This is a genomic window from Desulfomicrobium norvegicum, assembly GCF_900114595.1.
GTDB lineage: Bacteria > Desulfobacterota > Desulfovibrionia > Desulfovibrionales > Desulfomicrobiaceae > Desulfomicrobium > Desulfomicrobium macestii.
On sequence record NZ_FOTO01000010.1, the window covers coordinates 41801 to 66027 of the forward strand.

The window sequence follows — 24227 nt, forward strand, 5'->3', positions numbered from 1 at the left end:
CAAACTTGAATTTCGGGTTTTTCTGAACCGGTAGCACAGGGATGTTTCATGCTTGATACGCACGCCAGACGCCTTTTTCAGCCTCTTTTTGACACAATGGCGTACGCTCTGGGCCGCAGGGGAATCGGGCCGGCGGCGGTGACCCTGTCGGCCGCGCTTCTGGGTGGGCTGGCTGCGGGAGCCCTGGCCTTGGGCTGGCCAGTCCTGTTCTTGGCCCTGCTGTGGCTTTCAGGGCTGCTGGACGCGGTGGACGGAACCCTGGCCCGTCAGGGCGGATTGACAAGCAGGGCCGGGGCCATGCTGGACATTGTCTGCGATCGGGCCGTGGAGGCGCTGGTCATCGTGGCTTTCGGGCTGCGTTTTCCCGAGGCAAGGCTTGAGCTTTTGGTGCTATGCGCGGCCATCATCCTGTCCCTGACGGTTTTCCTGACGGCGGCAGCGGCCCTGCCCGCGTCCGTGGGCAAGAGTTTTCACTATCAGGCCGGGTTGGCCGAACGTAGCGAGGGGTTCCTGTTTTTTTCCCTTATGGCCGTGTGGCCGTCGGGAGTCCCGGAGGTGGCGCTGGTCTTTGCATTGGTGGTACTGTTCACGGCTGGTCAACGTTTGCGGTCGGCGCTGGGATTTTTCAGGGATTGACAATTGTCCCGGGCTTTGAAAGTCCCGGAAACAAACAATTTTGGAGGCAACAGTGCAGGACAAAGACGGAATCTTCTACTACCCGTATCCCGAGAACAAGCGCATCCGCATGTTCGTGCGGGAGCAGGACGGCAATATCGAGTTCAGGCTCAGCAATGTCGATCATCCGGAAATATGGGAGCGGCACGGCTGGCTGGATCTGGACATCATCCGGCGCGGTGCCAAGATGTTCGAAGAGCGTGGCTCCAAGGCCGATCCGACGAAAATCTACGACGTGGAAACCGCGCGTTATCTGCTCAAGGAAGCCAGGAAAAAATAACGCGGGCCGGGGGCTGCATGACCATTGAAGGTTTGGTGCAGGTGGCGGGGATCGGTAGCCTGGCCGAAGGGCGCATGCTGTTGGATTGCGGCGCGGACCTGCTCGGTTTTCCCCTGCGCCTGCCGGTGCATGCGACGGACACCTCGGAGGACGAAGCGCGCGCCATCATCGCGGAGCTTGGGCCGTCGTTCTGCGTGCTCATCACCTATGAGCAGGACCCGGATCGACTGGTGGAGTTCTGCCGTTTTTTGAACGTGAACACGGTACAGCTTCATGCCGACGTTTCCGCGGACACCCTGGCCCGGATCAGGAGCCGTCTGCCCCTGCGCATCTTCAAGAGCTATGTCGTGGGTCGGGAATCCTTGGGGCCCGCGCGCTTCGCGCAGGTTTACTCGCCGGTTTGCGAAGCCTTCATCACCGATACGTTCGACCCCTCGACGGGAGCCAGCGGAGCGACGGGCCTTGTCCACGACTGGGGCGTCAGTGCGGATCTGGTCCGGCACAGTCCTCGTCCGGTCATTCTGGCCGGAGGCCTGAACCCGGCCAATGTGCGCCAGGCCATAAGGACGGTGCGTCCGGCCGCGGTCGATGTGCACACGGGCGTTGAAGCTCCGGACGGCACCAAGGACCCGGTGCTGGTCCGGGCTTTCGTGCGCGAAGCCCGCGCCGGATTTGCCGAGGCTGCCGGGTCCTGATCGTATTTTGTCGGGTATTGCAAATTCAAGCCCTGGTTCGGCGCGAGTTCCGCCGGCCCAGGGCTTGTTTGCGTGGGAATTCAGGGCAGGGGGTCGGTGGTGTAGGCCACGTTTGCCGCTTCGGAGGAATAAAGGGGCAATTCCTTGCCCTGGCGGACATCCTCCACGAAGTCCGGGTTGAGCAGGATGGACTTGCCGGACAGGACAATGTCCGCCTCGGTGAGTGCCTGCTGCGCTGTCCTGCGGTCATGAATCTTGCCGCAGATCATGAGCGGCTTGGTGGTCCGGGAACGTGTCAGGCCGGACATGGTTTGCTCCGTGTCAAAAGCGCGGGCCTTGAAGTCGTAGGTCGAGAGGGACAGGGCGTCGATGGGTTCGGAATCGATGAGGTCGATGAGCTCTTCCCACTCACGGGCACCCTTGCACAAGGATACGTCCATGTCGGCAATGCCCCAGTTGGAGACGCGAAATGTGAGCAGCGTGTCTTTGGGCAGGACTTCGCGCACTGCACGGATGATCATCCGGGCCAGGCGGAAGCGGTTGGCCAGGGTGCCTCCGTATTCGTCAGTGCGGTGGTTCGAATAGCTGGAGAGGAACTGGCTGATCAGGTAGCCGTGGGCACCATGGATCTCCACTCCGTCAAACCCGGCGGCCACGGCTCCCTTGGCTGTCTCCACGAATCCGTTGACGACATGCGCGATGTCAAAATGACTCATGGCGTCGGGCACGGGGTAGGGCTGGCCAGTGAGTGGATTGAGCTGCCTGGGCGTGACGGGGCTGGGCGCGATGGAACGGCCGGCAGGGTTGATCTCCGGCCAGGCCATTCGTCCGCAGTGGAACATCTGCATGATGGACACGGCCCCGTGCGCACGAATCGCCTCGGTGACGGGTTTCCAGGCTTCGATCTGGGGCTGGGTCAGGATTCTGGCTTGGCCGGGATAGCCCTGGGCGCTCTCGTAGTCCGTGACGATGGCCTCGGTGAAGATCAGTCCCGCGCCGTTTTGGGCACGGCGCACCAGAAAATCCAGTACATCCTGACGAGGAATGGCTTCCCGGCCTGCGGACATGCGGGTCATGGGTGCCACGCCAAGTCGGTTCTTCAATGTGTACGTGCCGAGTGCGAAGGGTGCGAAGATCTCTGGTGTCATGTGGAGCTCCCGTTTGTTAAAGGCTCTGGCGACAGGGTCTTGCCACCTGGTGATTCGGCCTGACAGGGCCGGCCCTTACTTCAGGTCGAACAGAATGCCGCCTGTTCCGTCTGGAACCGGTACGGGCGGTTCCGGTGCATGGTAGATCTTGCGGATTTTCTCGCCGAGCACGCGCAGGTCCTCCAGGGATCGCTTCGAATCGCTCACCTTGCCCAGCAGGCGTGCAAGGAGCTGCTCCTTGCGCGGGCCATCCTCGATGGATTTCAGGGCTTCGATGTAATCCGACATCAGTCCGTACTGCATGGCCTGGGCCTGCACGATGTTGTTCAGCCGGTCCGAGAGGCCGCCCATGGTCCGGCGGTAGGTTTCCAGTTCCGTGCGTTCGATGACCGCGCGCATGTCGTGCAGGATGATCTGGTAGCTTTCCAACAGGCCCGAGTTGCGGTTTTTTCTGCAGCCCCCCGTGACCACGACTTCCACGGTTTCCCCGGTCAGGGTTTTTAGCCTGGTCGGGTGGTCGGTGATGCTGCCGTCCTGGATGATCGTGGACATGATGGCCTTTCGTTCGTCTTCGTCCGTGAAGTGGTCGATGACGTTGCCCTTCAGCGCGTGCTCGCGGCTTTCGTACCCAAAAAGCGAGATGGCGGCCTGATTTATGTCCACGAAGCTTCCGTCCGGCATGGCCACGAAGATCGGGTCGGTGGAGTACTGGAAGATGCGCCGGTATTTCTGTTCGTTGACGCGCAGTTTTTCCTCGTCGTTCTTGCGGTCCGTGATGTCCTTGATGAAATGGTAGATCTGCTGGATCCTGCCCAGGCCCTGCTCCTTGTAGATCACCTCTCCCTCGTCGCGAACCCAGCGGATGTCGCCGTTGGCGTGCACGATGCGATATTCGATGCGGTCGATCTCCTTTTCTATCAGGCCCGCATAGAAGGCTTGAACCTTCGCGGCGTCCTCGGGGAAAACCAGGTCTATGGGGTGAAAGATGTTCCCGACAAACTGGTCGGCAGGAAGTCCGTAGAGTCCTTCCGTGGCGCTGTTGGCCGACTCTATGCGCGAGTGCTCGCGGTCGAAGGCCATGATCACTTCGGGGATGGAATCGAGAATGCGCTTGAGTTTCTGGCTGGTCTTGGTCTTCTGGGTGATGTCGGTCAGGGAGCAGAGCATCGCCGGCCTGCCCTGGTAGCTGATCTTTCTGGCCTGCATTTCGACGAACGATTCCGCTCCGTTTGCATCCAGCAGGGTGAACTCGATCGGCTTTTGGGAGCAGCTCGGCTCGTCCGGAATGCGGCTCAGGTATTTCTCGACCCGGTCGTGATGCTTGGGGATGACGAAGTCGCAAAAGGACCTGTCGAGCAGGGTCTCGCGCCCGGCGTTGCAGATCGCGGCAAAGCAGAGGTTGGCATGGGAAATCCTGCCGTCTCGGAGGATGACCGCTCCCTGACTCAGGGCGTCGAGCAGCTGGATATGTTCGGGGTTCATGAGGTGCATATGTTCATTCCTGGCCGAGGAAGTTTCCGGCCGATTACTTCGAGGTGATGTCGATCATGTCCAGCCTGGTCAGACTGGCCCGGGCGCGCGTGCCGGGAGCGTTCAGCAGATGCCAGGCCGTGTACTGCTCTGCATAGAGGGTTCCTGCCGACATCCCGTCCACGGGTACTATGACGTTCAAGCCGCGCATGGCGGCTCCGGTGGCGGTGTGCAGGACCGCTCCTTCGGCGGTGGTGCCGGTGATGATGACGTTGCTGACGCCCAGCTTTTTCAGGATCGCCTCCAGCTCGGTGTTGAAGAACTTGTCCACCGATGACTGGACAATGGGCTCTCCGGGCAGGGGCCTGGCCTCGGGAAGAATGGTTTCAGGCGTGCCTTTGCTGGTCAGACTGTGTACCACAGGCATTCCCGCCGCCCTGACCCTGGCCAGGAAGGCCCCGATGCGGGGCGCGGACTTCACGCAGCGCGGCCGCGCCTGCGTGTTGCAGGTTCGTTCTTCGATATCGAGTACAAGAAAAGCCGTATTCGCCGGGCTGACCGTCGCAGCCTTGAGTTCAACGGGCGTGGGAGGCGTTACCGTGTTCCATTCTTCGACAATGGTTCCCGCCAGGGCGGGCGTTATGCATAGGAAGACAAGCGCTGTCAAAACGAAAACCAGTCTTGATTCTTTCATGGATGCCTCCTCGCGGGCTGTCATGGATTGCTGATCGGGATGCACATGTTGTCCGGAGCCTTTGCCCCTGCCTTTCGAATATTATACACGGCCCGCCCTTCGGCAATGACTACATCAAGATTATTGGCGGAGAAAATCTGCACGGTGGCGTTGCCGACCCTGTTGCCCAGCAGCTTGACCTCGCCGATGGCGATGAGATCCGCCGGGTCGGCCGGGCGCAGGTAGTCCACGCGCATGTCGATGGTCGAAACCCGGTCGCGCACCGAGCAGGCCGCCCACACCGCCGAGCCGCCGCAGGTGTCCACGAGCATGGAGATGAGACCGCCGTGCAGCGCCGGGCGCCTTGGGTCGCCGATGAATTCCGGGCGGTAGGGCATGCGCAGCCGGGCATAGCCGGGCCGGATTTCCTCCACCAGAAGGCCCAGAAAGCGGTCGTAGGGAATTTCCTGCTCGATGACGTGCCGAATATCCATGAAGCACCTCGGATTTGATGTGACGTGATGCATTTTCATGTGCAAGACCGGGGGGCCCGTCAAGGGGCGGTTCCGAGAAGGGGTGGATCCAAGAAGGGGGGCTGGGTAGGCTTGTGTTCGGCATCAGGCCAAGGTAAAGCCGCCGTTCATCCTCGGGGCATTCCCCGGATCTTAACGCTTAACTCCTTAAGGACATTGATGTGTCGTCCTTTGAAATAAAGGGAAAAGTCGCGCCTTGCACACTTTTCAGGCCCTTGACGGTCGATTTGGCCGATCTGGGCGCTGATGTTGAAGAACGTCTGGGGCAGACTCCCGAATTTTTCCGCAACATGGCAGTCATAGTGGACCTTTCCGCTTTGGGCGAGATGCGCAACGGGCTTGACCTGAACGGCCTGGTGAGGCTGCTGCGGGATCAGGGCATGATGCCCGTGGGCATCCAGGGCGGGAACGAGTATCATGAGCGGCTGGCACCCAATCTTCATCTGGGCGTTTTTCCGGAGAGCAAGCCTGCTCCGGGACGGGCGGCCAATGGCGGGGCGAGTGCTCCTTTTGGAGATGCAGCGGCCATGGTCGTGGACAAGCCCGTGCGTTCCGGCCAGCAGATCTATGCCAAGGGCCGCGATCTTGTGGTGCTGGCTCCCGTGGGACAGGGCTCCGAGGTCATCGCCGACGGCAATATCCATATCTACGCGCCGCTGCGCGGCCGGGCCCTGGCCGGGGTCATGGGTTTCGAAGGGGCGCGGATCTTTTGCAAGGAACTGCGGGCGGAACTGATCTCTGTCGCCGGGCTGTACCGGGTCAGCGAGGATTTGCCCGAAAACCTGCATGGCGCTTCGGCTCAGATCCGTCTGAGCGGGCGTCAGCTTTTGATTGAATCTCTTTGACAGGACCAGGAGGGACTGTGGGTAAAATTATTGTTGTTACTTCGGGCAAGGGCGGGGTCGGCAAGACCACTTCCAGCGCTTCCCTGGCCACGGGCCTGGCCCGTCGAGGCATGCAGGTCGCGGTGCTTGATTTCGACGTAGGCCTGCGCAACCTTGATCTGATCATGGGCTGCGAGCGCCGGGTGGTCTATGATTTCGTCAACGTCATCCAGGGTGATGCAACCTTGCATCAGGCCATGATCCGCGACAAGCGGGTCGAAAATCTTTTCATACTTCCCGCGTCCCAGACCAAGGACAAGGACGCCCTGCGCATGGACGGTGTGGAGAAGGTGCTGGACGAGCTTTCGGCCCGTTTCGACTTCGTCATCTGCGATTCGCCGGCGGGCATAGAGCACGGGGCGCTCATGGCCATGCATTTCGCCGACGAGGCCGTGGTCGTGACCAATCCGGAGGTGTCCTCGGTGCGCGATTCCGACCGGGTGCTGGGCCTTTTGCAGAGCAAGACCAGAAAGGCCAAGAATGGCGGGAATATACGGGAACATCTGCTTCTTACACGCTACGATCCCGAGCGGGTCGAGCGGGGCGAGATGCTCAGCGTGGCCGACGTGGAGGAGATCCTTGCCATCCCGCTGCTGGGGGTGATCCCGGAATCCAAGTCTGTGCTGGCCGCCTCCAATTCCGGCGAGCCGGTCATTCTCGACGACGGAAGCGACGCGGGACAGGCCTACGAGGACGCGGTGTCCCGATTGATGGGCGAGGATCTGCCGCATCGTTTCCTGACTTCGCGCAAGAAGGGTTTTTTCGCCCGGATTTTTGGAGGCTGACATGGGTATCTTCAGTTATTTCCGCACCAAGAAAAACACGGCTGAGGTGGCCAAGAACCGGCTGCAGATCATCGTGGCCCACGAGCGGGCCCAAAACGGCGGGTACGAATTTCTGCCCCGTCTGCGTCAGGAGCTCATGCAGGTGGTGCAGAAATATGTGCATGTGGAACTTGATGACATCCGGGTGGACGTGAACAGGGACGGCGATTGCGAGGTCCTGGAATTCAACGTGACCCTCCCTGACAACAAGCGCTGATTTGAAAAATTGCCAAGCGCCGGGGCCGCGTTACGCCGCCCCGGCTTTTTTTCAGGGAAAGTGATTCCCGACCAGACATTCCGCATGGCGTTGACAGCTCTGGGAAGGGCCTTTCAAGCACTTCTCATCACATTGAGGCTCTTGCCCCTGCCGTTCTTTGCGATCCAAAAAAATCACTTTTAATATTTTTTCTGACACGTAACGCAGTGCGTCGACGTCCGTCCGGCGATCTTTGCGGCCTGCAAGGGCTTTTTGCAGGCCGGGCAGGGCTCGCCCTTCTTGCCGTAGACCGCGAAGCTGTCCTGGAAGATGCCGCTTTTGCCGTAGGCGTTGCGGTAGTCGCTGATGGTGCTGCCTCCGGCCGCGATGGCCTCAAGCAGGATGCGGCGCAGTTCACTGCAAAGGACGATACGCCGTTCCGGAGGGATGCTTGAGGCGAGGCTGGCCGGATGGATGCGGGCCGCAAAAAGGGATTCGTCGGCATAGATGTTGCCGATTCCGGCCAGGATGGTCTGATTGAGAAGCAGGCCCTTGACGCAGGCCCGACGCGTGCCGATGCGTTCCGCCAGTTCCTCGGAGGAACTCTCCAGCGGTTCGGGGCCGAGGGAGCGGTAAAAGCTCCAGGTCTCAAGGTCTTGCGGCTTATATATTCCGAAAAATCCGAAACGCCGCGTATCCTCGAAGATCAGGCGGTCCCGGCCTTCAAGGTCGCAGACCAGATGTGTGTGTCTGGGCAGTTCCTGGCCCGGGCTTGCTATCCAGACCCGTCCGGTCATTTTGAGGTGAAAGGCCAGACACTCGCCCTGGTCCAGATGGACGAGGAGAAGCTTGGCCCGGCGCGAGACATGGGTGATGGTCCTGCCCGGCAGGGAGTCCGGGTGTCCTGCCCGCAACACGCTCGGCGTGAGCAGATGCGCTTCGAGGATGCGACGCCCCTGGACCAGGGTGTACAGGCCACGGGCGATGGTTTCGACTTCGGGCAGTTCGGGCATCAGTCTTGAGGGGCGGCCAAGGGGATGGTCAGGCTTATGGTCTGCCCGGCACGCTTGACGGTGAGTTTAAGCGGCTTGTTCTGACGGGAAGCGGCCATGGCCGCGAAGTGCAGATCCATGGCTTCGGTCAGGGGACGACCTGCGGCCTCGACCAGTACATCTCCGGCCATGAGTCCTGCCGATTCGGCCTTTGAGCCGGGTTCCACGCTCTCGACGCGCATGGCCTTTTCCTCGAAAAGGATATTCATGCCGAGGCGGCTTTTGTGCTGGGCCGCGCAGTGGAAATAGACCTGCTCCGCAGGCATGGGGCGCTGCGATGTGTCGGCCTGGGCCTTGAAATCCTCTGCATCGCGCACGGGCATGACGGAGAGACAGGCGGCTTCGGGTTCAAGGGTGCGCAGCCGGTATTCGATGCCCCAGCCGTGCTCCACATGTCCGCTCCCGGCCAGGATCAGCATGGGCCGGTTCAGCCTTTCCCGGGAGAGCAGGGCCTGTTCGGCCATCATGGAATCCCACAGGGCCTGCACGAGGTAGAATTTTTCGGCCATGGCGTTCATGGAAGGGACCTTGCCGGGCATGGCTTTGGACGCCTTGGCATCCTTGGCCGGCGTGTCCGTGGCATCGGAGCCGGGCGCGGTGGCCGTACGCATGCTCTGATGCAGTCCGACCTGCATCTCCAGGGCTGCCTTCTGGGCCGGACTGGCCGGGATGATCCGGCGTGGCAGGGCGTTTCTGTCGGCCTCGCTCAAGGCCTCGTTGCCTTTGTCGCGGAAGGTGACCAGCGTTTGTCGCGGGATGTTCAGGCCGATTACGGGAAGGTCGAATTCTTCGGCCAATTCAAAAATGGGTTTGTAGAGAGCGTAGGGGTAGCCCCAGATCTTTTCCCAGTTCACCGCTTCGCCCAGATCGGCGGCAGCGATGCGCCGTGCGTTGAATTCGTCCAGAACGGTTTGCGTCGTGACCGGCAGCATCTCAAGGCCGATGGAGAAGCGATGTCCGCTTTGTGCCAGGGCTTCGATGAGGCGTGCCTGGACGGTGTGGTCGCAAGGGTTGGTGTGGCTTTCGCCCATGAGGATGAAGTCGGCGGGCCGGGCCCGTTTCACGACGTCTGCGTCGCTCAGGGGCTCAGCCTTGGCCGAGAGAAAGGATCCCGGCGACGGGGAGACCCATGGGGGAGTCACCGCCGCCGGTTTTGCGCATCCGGCAAGCATGGCCAGCAGGAGGGGCAGGATGAGGCTTCTCGCCAATCCAATTCTCGTTAATCCCATTCTCATCAATCCCAATTGCGCTTGTCCTCGATGAACCGGATCTGCGGAGGCAGGGTGCCGGGGGTGAGGATCTTCAGCGCCGGCCGGATCTTGATCTTCTCGCGGAACATGTGCAGCAGCTCCTCTTCCCGCTTGAAGCCCGAGGTCTCGATCAAGAGTGTCATCTCGTCGATGCCGCCTGGGTTGGTGACTTCGATCTGCCATCTCTTGATCTCTTCGAAACTGGAGATGACTTGCTCGACCTGGTGCGGGTAGACGAACATGCCCTTGATGCGGGCGGTGGTGTCCACGCGGCCGACAATGGTTCCAAGGCGCGGGGACGTGCGGCCGCAGGGGCAGGACGCGCGGTCGATGTAGGACAGGTCGCCGGTGGCCAGGCGGATCAGCGGGTAGGTCTTGTTGAAGGCCGTGACCACGATCTCGCCCACTTCGCCGTCCTTGAGCGGGATGCCCGTGTCGGGGTGGCAGATCTCCACGTAGGCGCGGTTGGCGATGTGCAGGCCGTTCTTGTGGAAGCATTCGTAGCCGATGCAGCCCACGTCGGCGGTGCCGTAGCCCTGGCGCATGATCAGGTCGAATTTCTTTTCAAGGGTGGAGCGCAGCTTCTCGGAGAATTTTTCGCCGGTGACGAAGGCCACTTCCAGGTACAGGTCCTTGCGCAGGTTGAGGCCCTTCTCCTCGCCCTTCTGGGCCAGGTGCATGAGGTAGCTGGGCGTGCCCACGTAGCCGGTGACGCGCAGCTTCTTCATGATGTCGAGCTGGCTGCCGGTGTTGCCGGGGCCCGTGGGCACCACGGCGCAGCTCAGCTGGCGCAGGGGCTCCTCGAACATCAGGCCGGCCGGGGTCATGTGGTAGTTGAAGGTGTTCTGGACCAGGTCGCCGGAACGGAAGCCCGCGGCGTAGAAGCTTTCGGTCCAGCCCCAGTAGTCGTCCCCTCTGTCCTCGGGGTCGAAGATCGGGCCGGGGGACAGGAAGACGCGGCGCAATTCGCCCAGGTCCTTGGTCAGAAGGCCGCCCAGGCGCGGGCCCATGGACTGCAGGAAGATGAGTTCCTTTTTCTTGAGGATGGGGACATGTTTGAGGTCGATGAGATCGCGGAATTTTTCCACGGAAAACTGGGCGCGGTCAAAGCGCTTCTTTACGTCTTCGGAATATCTATACGCATAAGAGAGCAGCTCTTTGAGCTGGATCTGGTAGTATTTCTGGCGTTCCGTGGCATCCAGAACTTCGCGTCGGCTGAAAATGCCTTCAGTGCGATCCTTGCGGGTCATCAGCACTCCTCCTTGCGGTGGCAGGGTCCGGCCGTGGGGTCGGGGTTAAAAGGTGGGGAAAAAGGTCTTATACAGGAATAAAAAAAGGATTTGCAAGTGGGTACTTGCAAATCCTTGAAATTGAAGATGAATTAAAGACTGATCAATCTTCGGTCAAAGGCTCCTGCGGCATGTCTTCCTGCGGGAGGGCTTGTGGCTCCTCGGTTTCAGGCGTGTCAAGCTGGGCAAAGGTGCGGGCGAAAACCAGGAAGCCGGTATGGGCAACCATGCGGTCCTCGGGGCGCAGACGCTCGGGCACCGGCTTGTAGTGGCGCAGGAATATCTCCACCACCTCGATCTGCCTGAAGGGGCCGTCCTGCAGTGACTTCAGCAGATCCTGGACCTGATTGGTGGTCGGCAGCAGGAAACCGACAGGCGCGCCGGGCACAACCGCGTTCGGAATATGATGGATATAATCGCAAGGTTCGCGCACATCCAGAAAGAGGGCGTCGGCGGCGTGAGGCTGGAAACCTTCGGCGATGTCGTGATGAAACTGCTCCACGCGGTGGGAGAGGCCGATGCGCTCCAGATTCTGGCGGCAGAGCGTGTAGAATTCTTCACGGCGTTCGTAGGTGTAGACCTTGCCCGTGTCGCCGACCAGCCAGGCCAGAGCCGTGGTCAGACCGCCGGAGCCGCAGCCGGCCTCGACGATGCGGCAACCGGGCCCGATGCCCAGCTTCATGACAATGTAGCCGATTTCCTTGGGATAAATGATCTGGGTGCGGCGTTTCACCGACTTGACCAGATCGTAGAGGGTGGGGCGCATGACGGTGAAGGGATAGCCCTTGTGCGTCATGACCTGTTGTCCCCAGCCTGCGGCGCGGACTTCGTCAAGGTGCAGAAGTCCTTCATTTGTATGCATTACCTGCCCTTCCTGGGCAGTAACAAAATATCGCTTGTCGTTTGCGTTGAGCAGCATTACCAGCTGTCCCGGTTCGAGCATGTGGCCTCCTGTAAAGTGCGTAGGCGGGAGTAGCCACGGCATAATGGTATGTCAAGCAATCCCCCTGGCTCTGAAGATGGTTTTTCTTGCTATAGCTCCGTTGGCCGGTTAAAGAACATACTTGATACTCGGCGTGCTGTGCGTCCGGCAGAGTCCGGTCATTGTCCTGTTTTCTGCGCCACACGCTTCGTTTTCACAAATTTTTTCCGGTTTCTTGATACGCAAATTTTTATTTTTCCCCGGCTTTGCCGGAAACTTTTTTCATTTGAGGATATCTATGGGCGAGAAGCAGAAACGCAAGATGTTCATCAGCGTGCTGCCTGGTGAACAGGTGGAAGTAGCCATCATGGAAGATGGCGTGGTGTGCGAATATTATGTTGAAATGCTCCATCAGAGCAAGACCAAGGGCAACATCTACAAGGGCAAGATTCACAACGTCGATCAGGCCCTGCAGGCCGCCTTCATCAACTACGGGGCGGACAAGAACGGATTTCTTCAGGTCGACGAGGTCCATCCCGAATACTACCAGGGCGACGTGCCCAGCCGGGGCAAGTATCCGCCCCTGCAGAAGGTCCTGAAGCCAGGCCAGGAAGTGCTGGTGCAGGTGGTCAAGGAACCTACCGGTTCCAAGGGCGCCTTCCTGACGACCTATCTGTCCATCCCCGGACGCTATTTTGTGCTCACCCCCGGGCGCGAACAGCTCGGTATTTCCCGCAAGATCGAAGACGAAAAGGAGCGCGACCGCCTCAAGGAAGTCGTCGAGGAGCTCAAGCTCGACGAGGGCCTGGGCGTCATCGTGCGTACGGTCAGCGAATCCCAGAGCAAGAGCAGCCTGTCCCGTGATCTGCAGTTCCTGAAGCGCCTGTGGAAGGACATCCGCAAGAAGGGCATCTCCTCCGAGTCTCCGGCCCTTATCTATGAGGAAAAGGATCTGGCCTTTCGGGCCATCCGCGACTACCTCACTCCCGATATCGCCGAATGCTGGGTCGATGACGACGAGACCGCCAAGCAGATCACGGATTTCGCAGCCCTTATTTTTCCCCGCCGCAAGACCTTCATAAAGGTTCACTCCGAGACCGAACGGACCCTTTACGAGCGTTTTCGCATCGAGGCGCAGCTGCAGAAGATTTTCAGCCGCAGCGTCAACCTGCCCAGCGGCGGACAGCTGGTCATTGACCACACCGAGGCCCTGACCGCCATTGATATCAACTCCGGAAAGATCGGAGGAGAGAAGAATTTCAAGGAGATGGCCCTGCGGACCAATATCGAGGCCGCGCAGGAAATCCCCAACCAGCTCATGCTGCGCGACATAGGCGGCCAGATCGTGGTCGACTTCATCGAAATGAAGGACGGCAAGCACATCCGCGAGGTGGAGAAGGTGCTGCGTCAGGCTCTCAAGGTCGATCGCGCACGCACGGACATAGGCCGCATCTCCAAATTCGGCCTGCTTGAGATCGTCCGCCAGCGTCTTGGCACCTCGGCCCTTTCCGGAAGCCTGGAGCCCTGCCCGCACTGCTCCGGGGCAGGCACCCGCCGCAATCTGGAATGGCGCTCCATGCAGGCCCTCAAGGACATCTACCGCGAACTGCGCAAGGACAAGAGCTCCGAGACGTTCACCTACAAGACCGACGCGGATCTCATGCAGTACCTTGTCAACCGCAAGCGGGAAAAGCTCATGGAATTCGAGCAGACATTCGGTCGCAAGATCTTCGTCATGCCCACGGAAACGCCCAACTGCGCATTTTGCTAGGTTCTTCCATGAAGATTTTGGTTCACATCTGCTGTGGGCCGTGCGCCATCACACCCGTCCGGGCCTTGCTTGAGGCCGGGATGGGTGTGACAGGCCTATATTACAATCCCAACATTCATCCCCTGCAGGAATACCTGCGTCGCCGGGAAGGCGTGGTCCAGATGGCCGAACGCCTGGATATCCCGGTCATCTTCAAGGATGACGAGTACGACCCCAAGGCCTATTTTCGGGCGGTGACCTATCGTGAGCCGAACCGCTGTCTGCCGTGTTATTCCCTGCGGCTGGAGCGGACCCTGTCCATCGCCCGGCGCGGTGGCTTCGACGCCTTCACCTCCACGCTCCTTTACAGTAAATTCCAGAAGCACGAACAGATTCGGACTTTGGGCCATGATCTGGCCGAGGGTTCGGGAGTGGCGTTTCACTATCAGGATTTTCGTTCAGGCTGGTCGGAGGGCATTGCCCAGTCGAAGGATTGGGGGATGTGCCGGCAGCAGTACTGCGGCTGCCTTTACAGCGAATTCGAGCGCTACTCCTCGGAGCTTGGCAGGCGCGTCTAGACCATGCTGCTTTACGTTCACGTGCCTTTTTGCGTGCGCAAATGCGGTTACTGCGCCTTCCATTCCGGCCCGTTTTCCCGGGAGGCGGCGAAATTATATGTAGGGCAGGTTCTGCAGGAGATGGAGGGCTGGGGGCGGAGTCTGGGCCGGGTTCGACTTGAGTCGGTCTATATCGGGGGCGGGACGCCATCGCTTCTGGAGTCCGGACAGATCGAGGCCCTGCTGCGTGCGGCCGATACCTGTTTTGAACTGAGTTCAGGGGCTGAAATCACGCTGGAGGCCAACCCGGATTCAGCGCTTCGGCCCGGATTTCTGGACAGCGTGCGGAGCCTTGGAGTGAACAGGCTCAGTCTCGGGGTGCAGAGCCTGCAGGACGATCTGCTGGCGATGCTCGGACGTCCACACGACAGCGCGCAGGCGCGTCGTGCCGTGCACGCCGCCAGGGCTGCCGGTTTCTCGAACCTGAGCCTTGACCTGATCTGGGGCCTGCCCGGTCAGACTCTGGATCGCTGGATGAACGATCTGGCTGCGGTCGTGGAGTTGGCACCCGAGCATCTCTCCTGTTATGGGCTGAGCCTGGAGGACGGCACGGCTCTGACGCGCAAGGTCGAGGATGGGGCGCTGGTCCTGCCGGACGAAGAGACTGGAGCCCGGATGTATCTTGACGGATCGGAATTTCTGGAATCGAGCGGATACGCTCACTACGAAATTTCAAGCCATGCCCGTCCGGGCCGTGAGAGCCGCCACAACCAAGGCTATTGGGCCGGGCGTGACTATCTGGGGCTTGGCCCTGCGGCGGTTTCCACCATTGGGGGCCGCAGATGGTCGAACCCTTCGGCGTTTGAAGAGTATGCAGAGGTTGTGGCCAAGGGCGAGGCGCGAGACGAGGTGGAGGTTTTGTCGGCGCTGACCCGCCGGCTGGAAATGGTCATGCTGACCCTGCGCACGGGCGCCGGGCTTGACCTGGATAAATTTAAGGCAACGACCGGAACGGAATTTCCGTGGCGCCACCCGGCTGTCGAGCAATTGCGCTCCAGCGGGTTGGTTCGCCTCCGGACCGGTCATCTTCAACTGACACGTAAGGGCATGCTGGTCAGTAATTCCGTCATCGAAATGGTGCTAGGAGTTTTGGATCGCATGCACGCAGACACTGTGTAGGACACGTATGACAGACAACAATGATTTTGGTGACGCCCAAAACGAGGGCTCCCAAGCCGAGAATTTCGAAGGCAAGGCATTTTCCATGGCCGACCTGCCGCAGACACTGCAGGCTGCCGCGACCCGTTTGAACTGGGCCGAGCTCATGCCGGTGCAGGTGCAAACCATTCCGCACATGCTTGGCGGACAGGACGTCATGGTCCAGTCCCAGACCGGCAGCGGGAAGACAGGGGCCTTCTTGCTGCCCATTCTGGACCGCATCGACACCGGTCTTGGCGCGCCGCAGGCCCTGGTCCTGGTTCCCACCCGCGAATTGGCCGTGCAGGTCACTCGCGATGCCGAGGAACTGGGCCGGGAAGCGGGCATCAAGCCGCTCTCCATTTACGGCGGCGTGGGCTACAAGGGCCAGATCCAGGGACTGGAAGACGGGGCGCAGCTCATCATAGGCACGCCCGGCCGCATCCTGGATCATCTGCTCAAAGGGAACCTCAATCTGGACCGGTTGAAAATCCTGGTCTTCGACGAGGCCGACCGCATGCTGTCCATGGGTTTTTATCCGGACATGAAACAGCTTCAGCGCTACCTGCCGCGCGGGCTGCAGTCGACCATGTTCTCGGCGACCTATCCCGGGCACGTGAAACGTCTGGCCCAGCAGTTCCTGAAGGATCCGATCTTCGTGTCCCTGAGCCAGTCCCAGGTTCATGTCAGCGACGTCCTGCATGTGGTTTACAAGGTTCCGGCCATGCAGAAGAGCCGCATCCTGGTCAAGATCATCGAGCAGGAGAACCCGGCCTCGGCCATCATCTTCTGCAACACCAAGGCGGACGTGCATTTTGTCTCCACGGTGCTGCGGCGGTTCGGATACGACGTGGGCGAGATCAGCGCCGACCTGACCCAGGCCGCGCGGGAAGAGGTGCTTGAGAAACTGCGCCTGAACAAGCTCAAGTTCCTGGTGGCCACGGATGTTGCCGCACGAGGTATCGACATCCACGAGCTGTCCCATGTCTTTCAGTATCAGCCGCCCCAGGATCACGAGGCCTATGTGCACCGCACCGGTCGCACCGGACGGGCCGGCGCCGCCGGGGTCGCGATATCTTTTGTGTCGGGTATGGAAGAGATTGAGCTTGAGCAGATCGCCAAGAAATTCTCCATCCCGATGATCGAGCAGCCCCTGCCCGCCGACGAGGAGCTTGAAGCGCTCATCTCTCAGCGGGCCGTGTTCCTGCTTGAAGCCCGTCTGCGCAAGGCCGACAATATCCAAAAGGAGCGGATGCAGCGGTTCATGCGCACCGTGGGCGAGCTTGCCGCCAATGAGGAATCCCGCGCACTGTTAGCCATGCTGGTGGATGAATTCTATCAGGGTACATTTCATGCCCCGCTGGAGCAGCCCTCGGAAAAACTGGTCGACATGGTACGTCCCGCCAGGCCCCAATCCCGCCCTGCCCAGCCTGCCGCGCCCAGAGCGCCTAGGCAGCCCGCTCCCCAGCCGCAGTTGCGGGACGAGGCTGTCCAGGCCGAGCAGCCCGGAGATGAAGCCGTTCTGCCGGCCGAGGGCGTTCGGCCAGAAGGCGAGAAGCGCCGACGCAAGCGGTCCCGCAAGAAACCGGCCGGTGCCGCTGATGCCGCCCTGCGCGATCAGGCCCGTCCTGAGAAGTCATCGGAAGCGCCGGGAGTTCGGCAGACTTCATCCGAGCCGGTGGCGGCCTCTGAACCCGTGACGGCCTCCGAGCCGGTGGTGCCCTCCGCGCCTGTCTCGGCTCCTGCGGTTGCTCCCGAGCTGACCGCTGAGCCTGCGCCCTCTGCGCCGGAAGCCCGCCCGGAAAAGAGCCAGGCCCCCCGGACTCCCCGGCCGCCGAAGCCCGCTATGCAGCCTGCGCCCGCTCGGGTGGAACCCAAGGACGAGGCTCCGGCGGAGGACTCCCCGGCGCCTGTCGCGGCCACCGAAAATGTGGCTGGAGACGAGCAGCCGGCGGCCGCACCCAAGAAGCGTCGTCGCCGCCGTCCGCGCAAGCCCGCCGCTGCAAAGCCCGAGGGTGGCAATGATGTCGCGGCTGATGCGGGCTCATCCTCCGGGACTCCCGCCGCTGCGCCAAGCGTTGCGCCGGCTCCGGTAGCTCCCGCGCAGACTCCTCGCCCACCACGAGCGGAACCAAGGCCGAGACCTGCGGATGCTCCGGCCGAAGAAGGCGCCTCGCGGACCAGGGAGGTCCCACGCCCAAGTCGCAAGAAACCGGCCGAGGCCAAGACCGAGCCGCCCAGGCCCAAGAAAAAGATATTCCTGGAATAAACGTCAGCCCCGGCCAAGCTCCGGGGCTTTCTTTTGGGGGCCTGCGCGGCTGGTGCGACCGGTCGTGCGGTCATCCTTGTTGGCAGTTGCGCGAGGCTCGGGGTTGGGTGTCGACGAGGAGTTTAAATTCGCGTAATTGGCTTATGGTGTTGTCCGCGATGATTCAGCGGAAATTGCCGCATTCGCGGCCGACAAATCCGGATTTTTAGAGATGGTTCATGCATGGGCGGGAGGGAGCATGTCAGAAGAGCGACGTAAACGAAGCCGGGTCAGCCTTGAATTTCCGCTGACAATAGCATTTGAGGGCAAAAGAGTCCGGGGGAAGGTTCACGATTTGAGTCTGAAGGGCCTCTCGTGTTCCACGGAAGAGTGGATTCTGCCGGGCAAGGAATGCGATATCACCCTGGAACTTGAGTCTGGATTGCGCATGCACATCCATGGGCGAATCATCCGTGCCGGACAGGACGGGGCCATCGATTTCATCAGCATGGACGAGACGAGCTTCGCGCATCTGCGCAATCTGGTCAGGCTCTACGCCGAAGATGCGGATCAGGTCGACGAGGAGTTGCGTCGCCCTGCGTTCAAGTCGGAAGAGGAACCTTTTCCAGAGTGAGCAGGGTCTTTTTCAGTTCGATGCCGGGGCCGAATCCGCCAAGCCCCAGATTGGCCGCCAGCACCCGATGGCAGGGATAAAGCAGGGGCCACGGGTTTCTGGCCATGACCCCGCCAACAGCTCGCGCCGCCCGGGGCGAGCCGCAGAGGGCGGCCAGTTGCCCATAGGTCATGACAATCCCTCTGGGCGCGTGCAGGCGCAGGTTGTCCAGCACCTTCATGGTGAATTCGCTCAAGTTTCGGCTGTCCAGGGGCAGGTCCGGCCATTCGTCGACATGAAGGTCTCCGTACTGGGTCACTATTCGCTCCAATACGCTTCCGTAGGGTGATTTTGGCGGGGTGGCGGCCTTGAGTTCGGCGTTCAGGTCTGTCTGGACCAGAAGCCCGTCCTTCCAGACGAAGGTGACCGAAAACCAACGGTTTGCAAAGGTTTCTGAAAAATCGTTCATGGTTGTTTCCGTTTCTTCGGGGGGTTCATCCATTCCGGGCGATCTTGCCCCAGAGCCTTGCCTTGCCATGTGTCCGTGTCATGCAGGAACTGTGTGACCGCGTTCAGATACGCGGTTTTTTTGTTGGCCCATGCCGGGGCGAGCAGTTCGTCGTGCTCGGGGTCGCTGTTGATGCGATGGACGACCACGTCCTGTCGCAGGAGGGCCAGTCCGCGCACGAGCCAGGTCTGGGATTCTTCCTGCGAGAGGAGTTCGATCTTCCCGGCGCGCCAGGCTGATTCCAGCGGCGTGTCCCGGCAGACGTACAGATTATGTATTTTTATGCCGGACACGGGCAGACTGTTGACAAAGAGAATGGTTTGTTCGAAGTCCGCCAAATTCTCGCCCGGCAAGCCCGTGATGACATGGGCGCAGACCTTGATCCCCCGCTCCGCGGCTTTTCGTGCCCAGGTTGCAAAGCACTCTGCGTCATGCCCCCGGTTGATGCGTTTCAGGGTGGCGTCATGGGCCGACTGAAGTCCCAGGTCCAGCCAGATTTCCTCGAAGGGCGAATTTTGCAGGATGTCGAGTTTTTCCTCATCGAGACAATCCGGCCGGGTACCGATGGCCAGTCCGATGAGGTCCGGGACTTCCGCCAATTCCTCCAGCAGCGTCCGCAGTCGCGCGGCGGGTCCGTGAGTGTTGGAGAAGGACTGGAGATACCCCAGAAAACGCGTGCCTGTGTCGCGGTCCCTGGATAATTCCCGGTACGCGAAGTACTGCTCTCGCAAGGACATGCCGGTTTCGGCAAGGCCCGTCCCGGTTCCTTTCTGGTTGCAGAAAGCGCAACCGCTCCGGGAAAGGGTGCCGTCCCGGTTTGGGCACGAACTGCCGGCGTCCAGCGGTATTTTGCGGATTCGCTGACCGAAGCGTTGCTTGAAGTAGAGAGACAGTCGGTAGAATCTGTATGGAGACATGCTTGGTATGATTGAGGTTTGTGCATGGTCGCGGTGCGGGTTGCCTGCGCGTTGAAATTCAGATAAACAGTGCGGCTCATTACACATCTTTTTCGGGATCGCTCCATCCGTGTCCCGTGGTGGTCCGTGCTCCGGAACGGGCGACGCTTTTTCCAGCCTACAGCGCTGAACATGATAAAAGAGGAACTATATGTCCAGGATTTTGGATAAGATTTTGGGGTTCTTTTCGAACGATCTGGCGATCGATCTCGGCACCGCCAACACCTGCGTATACGTCAAGGGCAAGGGGATCGTCCTGAGGGAACCGTCCGTGGTCGCCGTCAAGCGCGACAATCGGGGCAACAACAAGGTTTTGGCCGTGGGCAGCGAAGCCAAGCGGATGCTCGGCCGTACCCCCGGCAACATCGTGGCCATCCGTCCCATGAAGGACGGAGTCATCGCCGATTTCGAAGTCACGGAAGCAATGCTTCGCCATTTCATATCCAAGGTGCACAACAGCCGGCGGCTGGTGCGGCCCCGCATAGTCATCTGCGTGCCCACCGGAATCACCCAGGTCGAAAAGCGGGCCGTCCGCGAATCCGCCCAGAGCGCTGGCGCGCGTGAAGTTTTCCTGATCGAGGAGCCCATGGCCGCGGCCATCGGCGCGGATCTGCCCATCACCGAGCCGACCTCGAACATGGTCGTCGACATCGGCGGTGGAACCACCGAAGTGGCGGTCATCTCCCTGGCAGGCATCGTCTATTCCAAATCCGTGCGCATCGGTGGCGACAAGATGGACGAGGCGATTCTTCAGCACGTCAAACGCAAATACAATATGCTCATCGGCGAGAGTTCCGCCGAGGACATCAAGACGACCATCGGTTCCGCGTATCCCATGGACCCGGAATTGGTCATGGACGTCAAGGGCCGCGACCTGGTTTCAGGCATCCCCCAGAACATCACCATCACCTCGGAGGAGGTCCGCAAGGCCATTTCCGAACCCGTCGATTCCATAGTTCAGGCCGTGCGCATCGCTCTGGAGCAGACCCCGCCCGAACTGGCGGCGGACATCGTCGACCGGGGCATCGTGCTGACCGGCGGCGGCGCTCTCCTTAAAGGGCTCGACAGCCTGCTGCGCGAGGAAACCTCCCTGCCCATCACCGTGGTCGATGATCCCCTGTCCACAGTGGCGCTGGGTTCCGGCAAGGTCTTGGACAATCTGGATGTCCTGCGCGAGGTAACCATCGAGTAGAGTGATGTCCCCTCGCTTCAAACGTCTGGTCCTGTTTTTCTTCCTCCCCCTGTTTCTCTATTTTTCCATGTACACATGGAACTGGAAGACGGGCTACCTCGATCGCCTGGCGGCCTTGACCGGGCTGGAGTTGACCGGATGGGTCCTGGCCCCGGGGAGATGGCTGCAAAACAACGTCGATGAATTCTGGTCGCGCTACGTCTATCTGGTCGGAGTGCGTCAGGAGAACGAGGACCTGGTCTTGCGGGTGCGGGAGCTCGAACAGGAGCTGACCCGCGTTTCCGAGAAGGCCAAGTCCGCCGATCGCCTGACCTCGCTTTTGCGTTTCAGCCCCGAGGCCTCCTGGGAGATGCGCGGAGGGCGGGTCATCGGCCAGAAGCTCGGTCCCAACGCCATTCTTGAAACCATACTTGTCGATGTGGGGCTGCGCCACGGCGTGGGACTCAACGACCCGGTCATCTCGCCCAAGGGCGTTGTCGGAAGAATCGCCAAGCCGGGTCTTCATTTTTCCTCCGTGGTTCTCCTATCCGATCCTTCCAGCCGGATTCCCGTGATCACCAGCGAGGGGCGTGTCCCGGCCATCGTGCAGGGGCAGGGCGCCGGAGCTTTCCTTGAAGTCAAGTTCATCCCCCGCAACGATCCGGTCAGCCCCGGGGAGATATTGCTCAGCTCCGGGCTGGGCGGTGTCTTTCCCAAGGGCATACCCGTGGCCCGGGTGGTGGAAGTCACTCCGGCGGATGTCTCCCTGTTTCAAAGGGTCTACGCCGAACCTCTTCTCGCCCTGCGCTATTACGAGGAACTGCTGGTCCTGAGCCGCACCGACGGATTCGATGCCGGCCAGCCCGTCATGACTCCGGCCGTGACCAATGCGTCCTCCCCGGATGTTCCCCCGGCGGACGAAAAGAGCCCGGAAGACAAGCCCGCTGCCCAAGCTCCTCCCGCGGCCGGTCCGTCTGTGACGCCTCCGCCCGTCCCGGAGCCTTCCACCATTACCCGGCACCCTGTGCGCAAGAAGCCGTGAGACTCTCAGCCGCGCATCCCTCGACTTCTAAAAAGGGTCAAATCCCCGCGATCATCTGGTGGACAGACTTTCTGATCATCGCCCTTTGGGCGCAGGAACTGTCCGGTGGACTTGATTTCCTTTCTCCCGGCGTGCTTATTTGCCTGCAAACCGGACAGTGGTGGACCGCGCTCTGGATGGGGGCGCTGTGGGTTCTTGTTCAGGAGGGAGGGGGAAATCTGGTTTTTGGCGTGAGCATTCTATTTTATGCCGGTATGTTGGTCTTTTTTCTGCTTTCGAAATGGCTCCTTGAGCCGGAGAATCCTCTTTTCATAATCCTGTTTTCCTTGCTGCTGGCCTGCTGGTCCTGGGTGGTGCTCAGCGGGGCGATCAGCTTTCAGGAACTGCCGGCCCGGCCGTATTCTCCCTGGTCCTGGATTGCCAGGCAGTGGGCCGCATACGTGTTTTTCTGGGGTACGGCCCTCTTGATTTACAGGCGCGGAGGCAGAAATGGGCGCGTTTAACTCCCCGGAGCGGCCCCAGATATTTTCCGGCCCGCCGCTGTTGCTCGTTTTTCTGGTGATCCTCTTTTGCATCTTCGGTATCCGGCTGTGGTACCTGCAGATTTACAAGAGTGATTTCTATCAGGGACGCGCCCAAGAGAACAGAACCAGACAAAGCACCATGTTTTCCCCAAGAGGCATCATCCGGGACCGTACCGGAGTGCTGCTGGCGGAAAACAATCCCGCCTACGCCCTGGCGCTGGTGCGCGAGGACTGTCCGGACATTCCTAAAACCCTGGACCAGATCAGCCGCTGGACCGGTCAGCCCCGGGACGAACTGCAAAAAGCCTTCGAGATCGGCCGCAAGCGGGTCAAGCATTTCGACGAACAGGTCATCGTGCCCAACATTCCGTTTGAGCTGGTGGCCCTGGTCGAGGCGCACCGGCAGGACTGGCCCGGGCTTGTCATTGCCGTGCGGCCCAAGCGTTCCTACGCCCATGGGGAGACCCTGGCGCATGTCCTTGGATATGTGGCTCGGGCCAACGAAGAAGAACTCAACAACGACCCTGATCTGCAACTGGGCGACAACGTCGGCAAGCAGGGCGTGGAGCTGATGCTCGAACGCAGGTTGCGCGGGACCAAGGGGCTTCAAGAGTTTGAAGTCGATGCCTCGGGCCGAGTGCTGTCCTCGCGGATTGTTTCTTCGCCGGTGATGGGCGAGGACCTCAATCTGAGCATCTCTTTGCCCTTGCAGGAAGTCGCGACCAAGGCGCTGGACGGCCGGGCCGGATCGGTCGTGGCCATGGACGCCGACACAGGCGAGGTGCTGGCGTTGGTCAGCCTGCCCAGCTACGATCCCAACGAGTTTGTTGTCGGCATCAGCCATGCGAAATGGAAGGAGCTGCTGGAGGATCCTTTGCATCCCCTGCAGAACCGGCCGGTGCAAAGCACCTATCCGCCCGGCTCTATCTTCAAGCTCGCAGTGGGCGGGCTTGGGCTTGAGAGTGGCACGGTCAAGCCTTCCTCGACGGTGTTTTGTTCCGGCAGCTACAAGCTCGGCAAGCGTGTCTTCAGGTGCTGGAACAAGGGCGGGCATGGAACCACAGATTTCAAGAAATCTCTGCGCGAGTCCTGCGACGTCTATTATTACCAGTTGGGAGAACAGCTCGGGGTGGAGGCTATCAGCGATTTTGCGACCCGCTGTGGGTTCGGGGCCAAGACCGGCGTGGAGTTGCCCCACGAGCGGGCCGGCAACATGCCCACCCCGGAATGGAAGTTGAACCGCTTCGGAGAGAAGTGGCAGGGCGGCGAGACCTTGAACTTCGCCATCGGCCAGGGATACACCTTGACCACCCCCCTGCAGGTGGCCAGATTTGTTGCGGCGCTGGTTAACGACGGGAAAATTTTGCGGCCGACGCTCCTTTTGTCCGAAGAGCCTGACGTGCTGGGTGAACTGCCCATGCGACCCGCGACCAGGAAGCTGGTTCTCGACGCCATGGTGGCCACGGTGGAGGAAGAACGGGGCACTGCCCGGGTTCTTCGCAGGCCCGGCCTGAGAGTCGGAGGCAAGACCGGCACGGCCCAGGTCGTGAAACTGCAGGAAAAATACGAGAAGAAAAAGACCCAGGAGATCCCCTACAAATACAGGGATCACGCCTGGATGGCCAGTTTTGGTGAAAAGGACGGAAAGCGTTTTGTGGTCGTGGCCATGGTGGAACATGGCGGTCATGGAGGCTCGGACGCGGGGCCGGTGGCCGGGGCAGTGCTCGATGTGCTTCTGGATGTGCGATCAGGGGACTGACCAGGAAAGAA

25 protein-coding genes are annotated in these 24227 nt (G+C 60.6%); 15 read left to right on the forward strand and 10 right to left on the reverse strand.

What is annotated here, in order from left to right:
* The first annotated feature begins 48 nt into the window (after positions 1–48).
* The 3 genes from BMZ24_RS13780 to BMZ24_RS13790 are packed head-to-tail and all read left to right on the forward strand — an operon-like array spanning position 49 to position 1650.
* Positions 49–636, forward strand: coding sequence for a CDP-alcohol phosphatidyltransferase family protein (locus BMZ24_RS13780; RefSeq protein ID WP_092193229.1), 588 nt, complete (start codon positions 49–51; stop codon positions 634–636).
* 52 nt (positions 637–688) lie between these two features.
* On the forward strand, positions 689–955 hold the full coding sequence (locus tag BMZ24_RS13785) for a hypothetical protein (protein ID WP_092193231.1): 267 nt from the start codon (positions 689–691) through the stop codon (positions 953–955).
* A gap of 17 nt (positions 956–972) precedes the next feature.
* Entirely contained in the window at positions 973–1650 is a 678-nt protein-coding gene (locus tag BMZ24_RS13790; RefSeq protein WP_092193233.1) for a phosphoribosylanthranilate isomerase, read from the forward strand.
* Between the two features lie 80 nt (positions 1651–1730).
* On the opposite strand, the gene BMZ24_RS13795 is transcribed toward BMZ24_RS13790, so the two are convergent.
* The 4 genes from BMZ24_RS13795 to BMZ24_RS13810 form a co-directional block, all read right to left on the reverse strand.
* Positions 1731–2798 (reverse strand): oxidoreductase, encoded by a 1068-nt coding sequence (locus BMZ24_RS13795; RefSeq protein ID WP_092193235.1) that lies wholly within the window; start codon positions 2796–2798, stop codon positions 1731–1733.
* Between the two features lie 75 nt (positions 2799–2873).
* Complete coding sequence (locus tag BMZ24_RS13800) at positions 2874–4289, reverse strand: PAS domain S-box protein (protein ID WP_092193237.1); 1416 nt, start codon at positions 4287–4289, stop codon at positions 2874–2876.
* Between the two features lie 34 nt (positions 4290–4323).
* Entirely contained in the window at positions 4324–4962 is a 639-nt protein-coding gene (locus BMZ24_RS13805) for a cysteine hydrolase family protein (RefSeq protein ID WP_092193239.1), read from the reverse strand.
* A 20-nt stretch (positions 4963–4982) separates the two neighbouring features.
* A complete protein-coding gene (locus BMZ24_RS13810; RefSeq protein ID WP_092193241.1) occupies positions 4983–5435 on the reverse strand; it encodes a PaaI family thioesterase in 453 nt (150 codons plus the stop codon).
* Positions 5436–5635: 200 nt separating this feature from the next.
* Between BMZ24_RS13810 and minC the strand changes: the two genes are divergently transcribed.
* Genes minC through minE form a run of 3 tightly spaced genes read left to right on the forward strand, consistent with a single transcriptional unit; the run spans position 5636 to position 7399 of the window.
* Positions 5636–6319: a septum site-determining protein MinC gene (gene minC, locus BMZ24_RS13815; RefSeq protein WP_161949164.1), complete on the forward strand. Its 684-nt coding sequence runs from the start codon at positions 5636–5638 to the stop codon at positions 6317–6319.
* Between the two features lie 17 nt (positions 6320–6336).
* Positions 6337–7143 (forward strand): septum site-determining protein MinD, encoded by an 807-nt coding sequence (gene minD, locus BMZ24_RS13820; RefSeq protein ID WP_092193245.1) that lies wholly within the window; start codon positions 6337–6339, stop codon positions 7141–7143.
* Position 7144: 1 nt separating this feature from the next.
* Entirely contained in the window at positions 7145–7399 is a 255-nt protein-coding gene (minE, locus tag BMZ24_RS13825; RefSeq protein WP_092193247.1) for a cell division topological specificity factor MinE, read from the forward strand.
* A gap of 179 nt (positions 7400–7578) precedes the next feature.
* Here the strand turns inward: minE and mutM are convergent, their stop codons facing one another.
* The 4 genes from mutM to BMZ24_RS13845 all read right to left on the reverse strand — a co-directional run bounded on the left by mutM (position 7579) and on the right by BMZ24_RS13845 (position 11912).
* On the reverse strand, positions 7579–8391 hold the full coding sequence (gene mutM, locus BMZ24_RS13830; protein ID WP_092193249.1) for a bifunctional DNA-formamidopyrimidine glycosylase/DNA-(apurinic or apyrimidinic site) lyase: 813 nt from the start codon (positions 8389–8391) through the stop codon (positions 7579–7581).
* Positions 8391–9638, reverse strand: a complete 1248-nt coding sequence (locus BMZ24_RS13835; RefSeq protein ID WP_161949165.1) for a ChaN family lipoprotein — start codon at positions 9636–9638, stop codon at positions 8391–8393. The genes mutM and BMZ24_RS13835 overlap by 1 nt, the downstream gene beginning before the upstream one ends.
* A 26-nt stretch (positions 9639–9664) precedes the next feature.
* Positions 9665–10930 (reverse strand): phenylacetate--CoA ligase family protein, encoded by a 1266-nt coding sequence (locus BMZ24_RS13840; RefSeq protein WP_092193253.1) that lies wholly within the window; start codon positions 10928–10930, stop codon positions 9665–9667.
* A gap of 142 nt (positions 10931–11072) precedes the next feature.
* Positions 11073–11912 carry a tRNA (adenine-N1)-methyltransferase gene (locus tag BMZ24_RS13845; protein WP_092193255.1) on the reverse strand — a complete coding sequence of 280 codons (840 nt, stop codon included), beginning with the start codon at positions 11910–11912 and terminating at the stop codon, positions 11073–11075.
* A gap of 277 nt (positions 11913–12189) precedes the next feature.
* Between BMZ24_RS13845 and BMZ24_RS13850 the strand changes: the two genes are divergently transcribed.
* The 5 genes from BMZ24_RS13850 (at position 12190) to BMZ24_RS13870 (ending at position 18277) form a co-directional block, all read left to right on the forward strand.
* The gene (locus BMZ24_RS13850; RefSeq protein ID WP_177192962.1) at positions 12190–13662 is read left to right on the forward strand and encodes an Rne/Rng family ribonuclease; all 1473 of its coding nucleotides are present in this window, start codon (positions 12190–12192) and stop codon (positions 13660–13662) included.
* Between the two features lie 8 nt (positions 13663–13670).
* Positions 13671–14219: an epoxyqueuosine reductase QueH gene (locus tag BMZ24_RS13855; RefSeq protein ID WP_092193257.1), complete on the forward strand. Its 549-nt coding sequence runs from the start codon at positions 13671–13673 to the stop codon at positions 14217–14219.
* 3 nt (positions 14220–14222) lie between these two features.
* Positions 14223–15377 (forward strand): radical SAM family heme chaperone HemW, encoded by a 1155-nt coding sequence (gene hemW, locus BMZ24_RS13860; protein ID WP_092193259.1) that lies wholly within the window; start codon positions 14223–14225, stop codon positions 15375–15377.
* Positions 15378–15384: 7 nt separating this feature from the next.
* Positions 15385–17664 carry a DEAD/DEAH box helicase gene (locus BMZ24_RS13865; protein ID WP_092193261.1) on the forward strand — a complete coding sequence of 760 codons (2280 nt, stop codon included), beginning with the start codon at positions 15385–15387 and terminating at the stop codon, positions 17662–17664.
* A gap of 238 nt (positions 17665–17902) precedes the next feature.
* Positions 17903–18277, forward strand: coding sequence for a PilZ domain-containing protein (locus BMZ24_RS13870; RefSeq protein ID WP_161949166.1), 375 nt, complete (start codon positions 17903–17905; stop codon positions 18275–18277).
* Here the strand turns inward: BMZ24_RS13870 and BMZ24_RS20380 are convergent.
* Both BMZ24_RS20380 and mnmL read right to left on the reverse strand, forming a co-directional pair.
* Positions 18246–18725, reverse strand: a complete 480-nt coding sequence (locus BMZ24_RS20380; protein WP_279625541.1) for a methylated-DNA--[protein]-cysteine S-methyltransferase — start codon at positions 18723–18725, stop codon at positions 18246–18248. The two genes, BMZ24_RS13870 and BMZ24_RS20380, sit on opposite strands and share 32 nt — an antisense overlap.
* Complete coding sequence (mnmL, locus tag BMZ24_RS13880) at positions 18722–19681, reverse strand: tRNA modification radical SAM protein MnmL/YtqA (RefSeq protein ID WP_092193265.1); 960 nt, start codon at positions 19679–19681, stop codon at positions 18722–18724. Before mnmL ends, BMZ24_RS20380 begins: the two co-directional genes overlap by 4 nt.
* Positions 19682–19871: 190 nt before the next feature.
* Here mnmL and BMZ24_RS13885 point away from each other — a divergent pair, with 190 nt between their 5' ends.
* The 4 genes from BMZ24_RS13885 to mrdA are packed head-to-tail and all read left to right on the forward strand — an operon-like array spanning position 19872 to position 24216.
* Positions 19872–20912, forward strand: a complete 1041-nt coding sequence (locus BMZ24_RS13885; RefSeq protein ID WP_015775515.1) for a rod shape-determining protein — start codon at positions 19872–19874, stop codon at positions 20910–20912.
* Between the two features lie 4 nt (positions 20913–20916).
* Positions 20917–21933, forward strand: coding sequence for a rod shape-determining protein MreC (gene mreC / locus BMZ24_RS13890; RefSeq protein WP_092193267.1), 1017 nt, complete (start codon positions 20917–20919; stop codon positions 21931–21933).
* Positions 21930–22436, forward strand: coding sequence for a hypothetical protein (locus BMZ24_RS13895; RefSeq protein WP_092193269.1), 507 nt, complete (start codon positions 21930–21932; stop codon positions 22434–22436). Before mreC ends, BMZ24_RS13895 begins: the two co-directional genes overlap by 4 nt.
* On the forward strand, positions 22423–24216 hold the full coding sequence (gene mrdA, locus BMZ24_RS13900) for a penicillin-binding protein 2 (RefSeq protein WP_092193271.1): 1794 nt from the start codon (positions 22423–22425) through the stop codon (positions 24214–24216). The genes BMZ24_RS13895 and mrdA overlap by 14 nt, the downstream gene beginning before the upstream one ends.
* Positions 24217–24227 lie beyond the last annotated feature (11 nt).

Coding starts and splice junctions, on each gene's coding strand:
- BMZ24_RS13780 (WP_092193229.1), top strand. CDS start 49: ATGCTTGATACGCACGCCAGACGCCTTTTTCAGCCTCTTTTTGACACA.
- BMZ24_RS13790 (WP_092193233.1), top strand. CDS start 973: ATGACCATTGAAGGTTTGGTGCAGGTGGCGGGGATCGGTAGCCTGGCC.
- BMZ24_RS13795 (WP_092193235.1), bottom strand. CDS start 2,798: ATGACACCAGAGATCTTCGCACCCTTCGCACTCGGCACGTACACATTG.
- BMZ24_RS13800 (WP_092193237.1), bottom strand. CDS start 4,289: ATGCACCTCATGAACCCCGAACATATCCAGCTGCTCGACGCCCTGAGT.
- BMZ24_RS13805 (WP_092193239.1), bottom strand. CDS start 4,962: ATGAAAGAATCAAGACTGGTTTTCGTTTTGACAGCGCTTGTCTTCCTA.
- BMZ24_RS13810 (WP_092193241.1), bottom strand. CDS start 5,435: ATGGATATTCGGCACGTCATCGAGCAGGAAATTCCCTACGACCGCTTT.
- minE (WP_092193247.1), top strand. CDS start 7,145: ATGGGTATCTTCAGTTATTTCCGCACCAAGAAAAACACGGCTGAGGTG.
- mutM (WP_092193249.1), bottom strand. CDS start 8,391: ATGCCCGAACTGCCCGAAGTCGAAACCATCGCCCGTGGCCTGTACACC.
- BMZ24_RS13840 (WP_092193253.1), bottom strand. CDS start 10,930: ATGACCCGCAAGGATCGCACTGAAGGCATTTTCAGCCGACGCGAAGTT.
- BMZ24_RS13845 (WP_092193255.1), bottom strand. CDS start 11,912: ATGCTCGAACCGGGACAGCTGGTAATGCTGCTCAACGCAAACGACAAG.
- BMZ24_RS13850 (WP_177192962.1), top strand. CDS start 12,190: ATGGGCGAGAAGCAGAAACGCAAGATGTTCATCAGCGTGCTGCCTGGT.
- BMZ24_RS13855 (WP_092193257.1), top strand. CDS start 13,671: ATGAAGATTTTGGTTCACATCTGCTGTGGGCCGTGCGCCATCACACCC.
- hemW (WP_092193259.1), top strand. CDS start 14,223: ATGCTGCTTTACGTTCACGTGCCTTTTTGCGTGCGCAAATGCGGTTAC.
- BMZ24_RS13865 (WP_092193261.1), top strand. CDS start 15,385: ATGACAGACAACAATGATTTTGGTGACGCCCAAAACGAGGGCTCCCAA.
- BMZ24_RS13870 (WP_161949166.1), top strand. CDS start 17,903: ATGTCAGAAGAGCGACGTAAACGAAGCCGGGTCAGCCTTGAATTTCCG.
- BMZ24_RS20380 (WP_279625541.1), bottom strand. CDS start 18,725: ATGAACGATTTTTCAGAAACCTTTGCAAACCGTTGGTTTTCGGTCACC.
- mnmL (WP_092193265.1), bottom strand. CDS start 19,681: ATGTCTCCATACAGATTCTACCGACTGTCTCTCTACTTCAAGCAACGC.
- BMZ24_RS13885 (WP_015775515.1), top strand. CDS start 19,872: ATGTCCAGGATTTTGGATAAGATTTTGGGGTTCTTTTCGAACGATCTG.
- mreC (WP_092193267.1), top strand. CDS start 20,917: ATGTCCCCTCGCTTCAAACGTCTGGTCCTGTTTTTCTTCCTCCCCCTG.
- mrdA (WP_092193271.1), top strand. CDS start 22,423: ATGGGCGCGTTTAACTCCCCGGAGCGGCCCCAGATATTTTCCGGCCCG.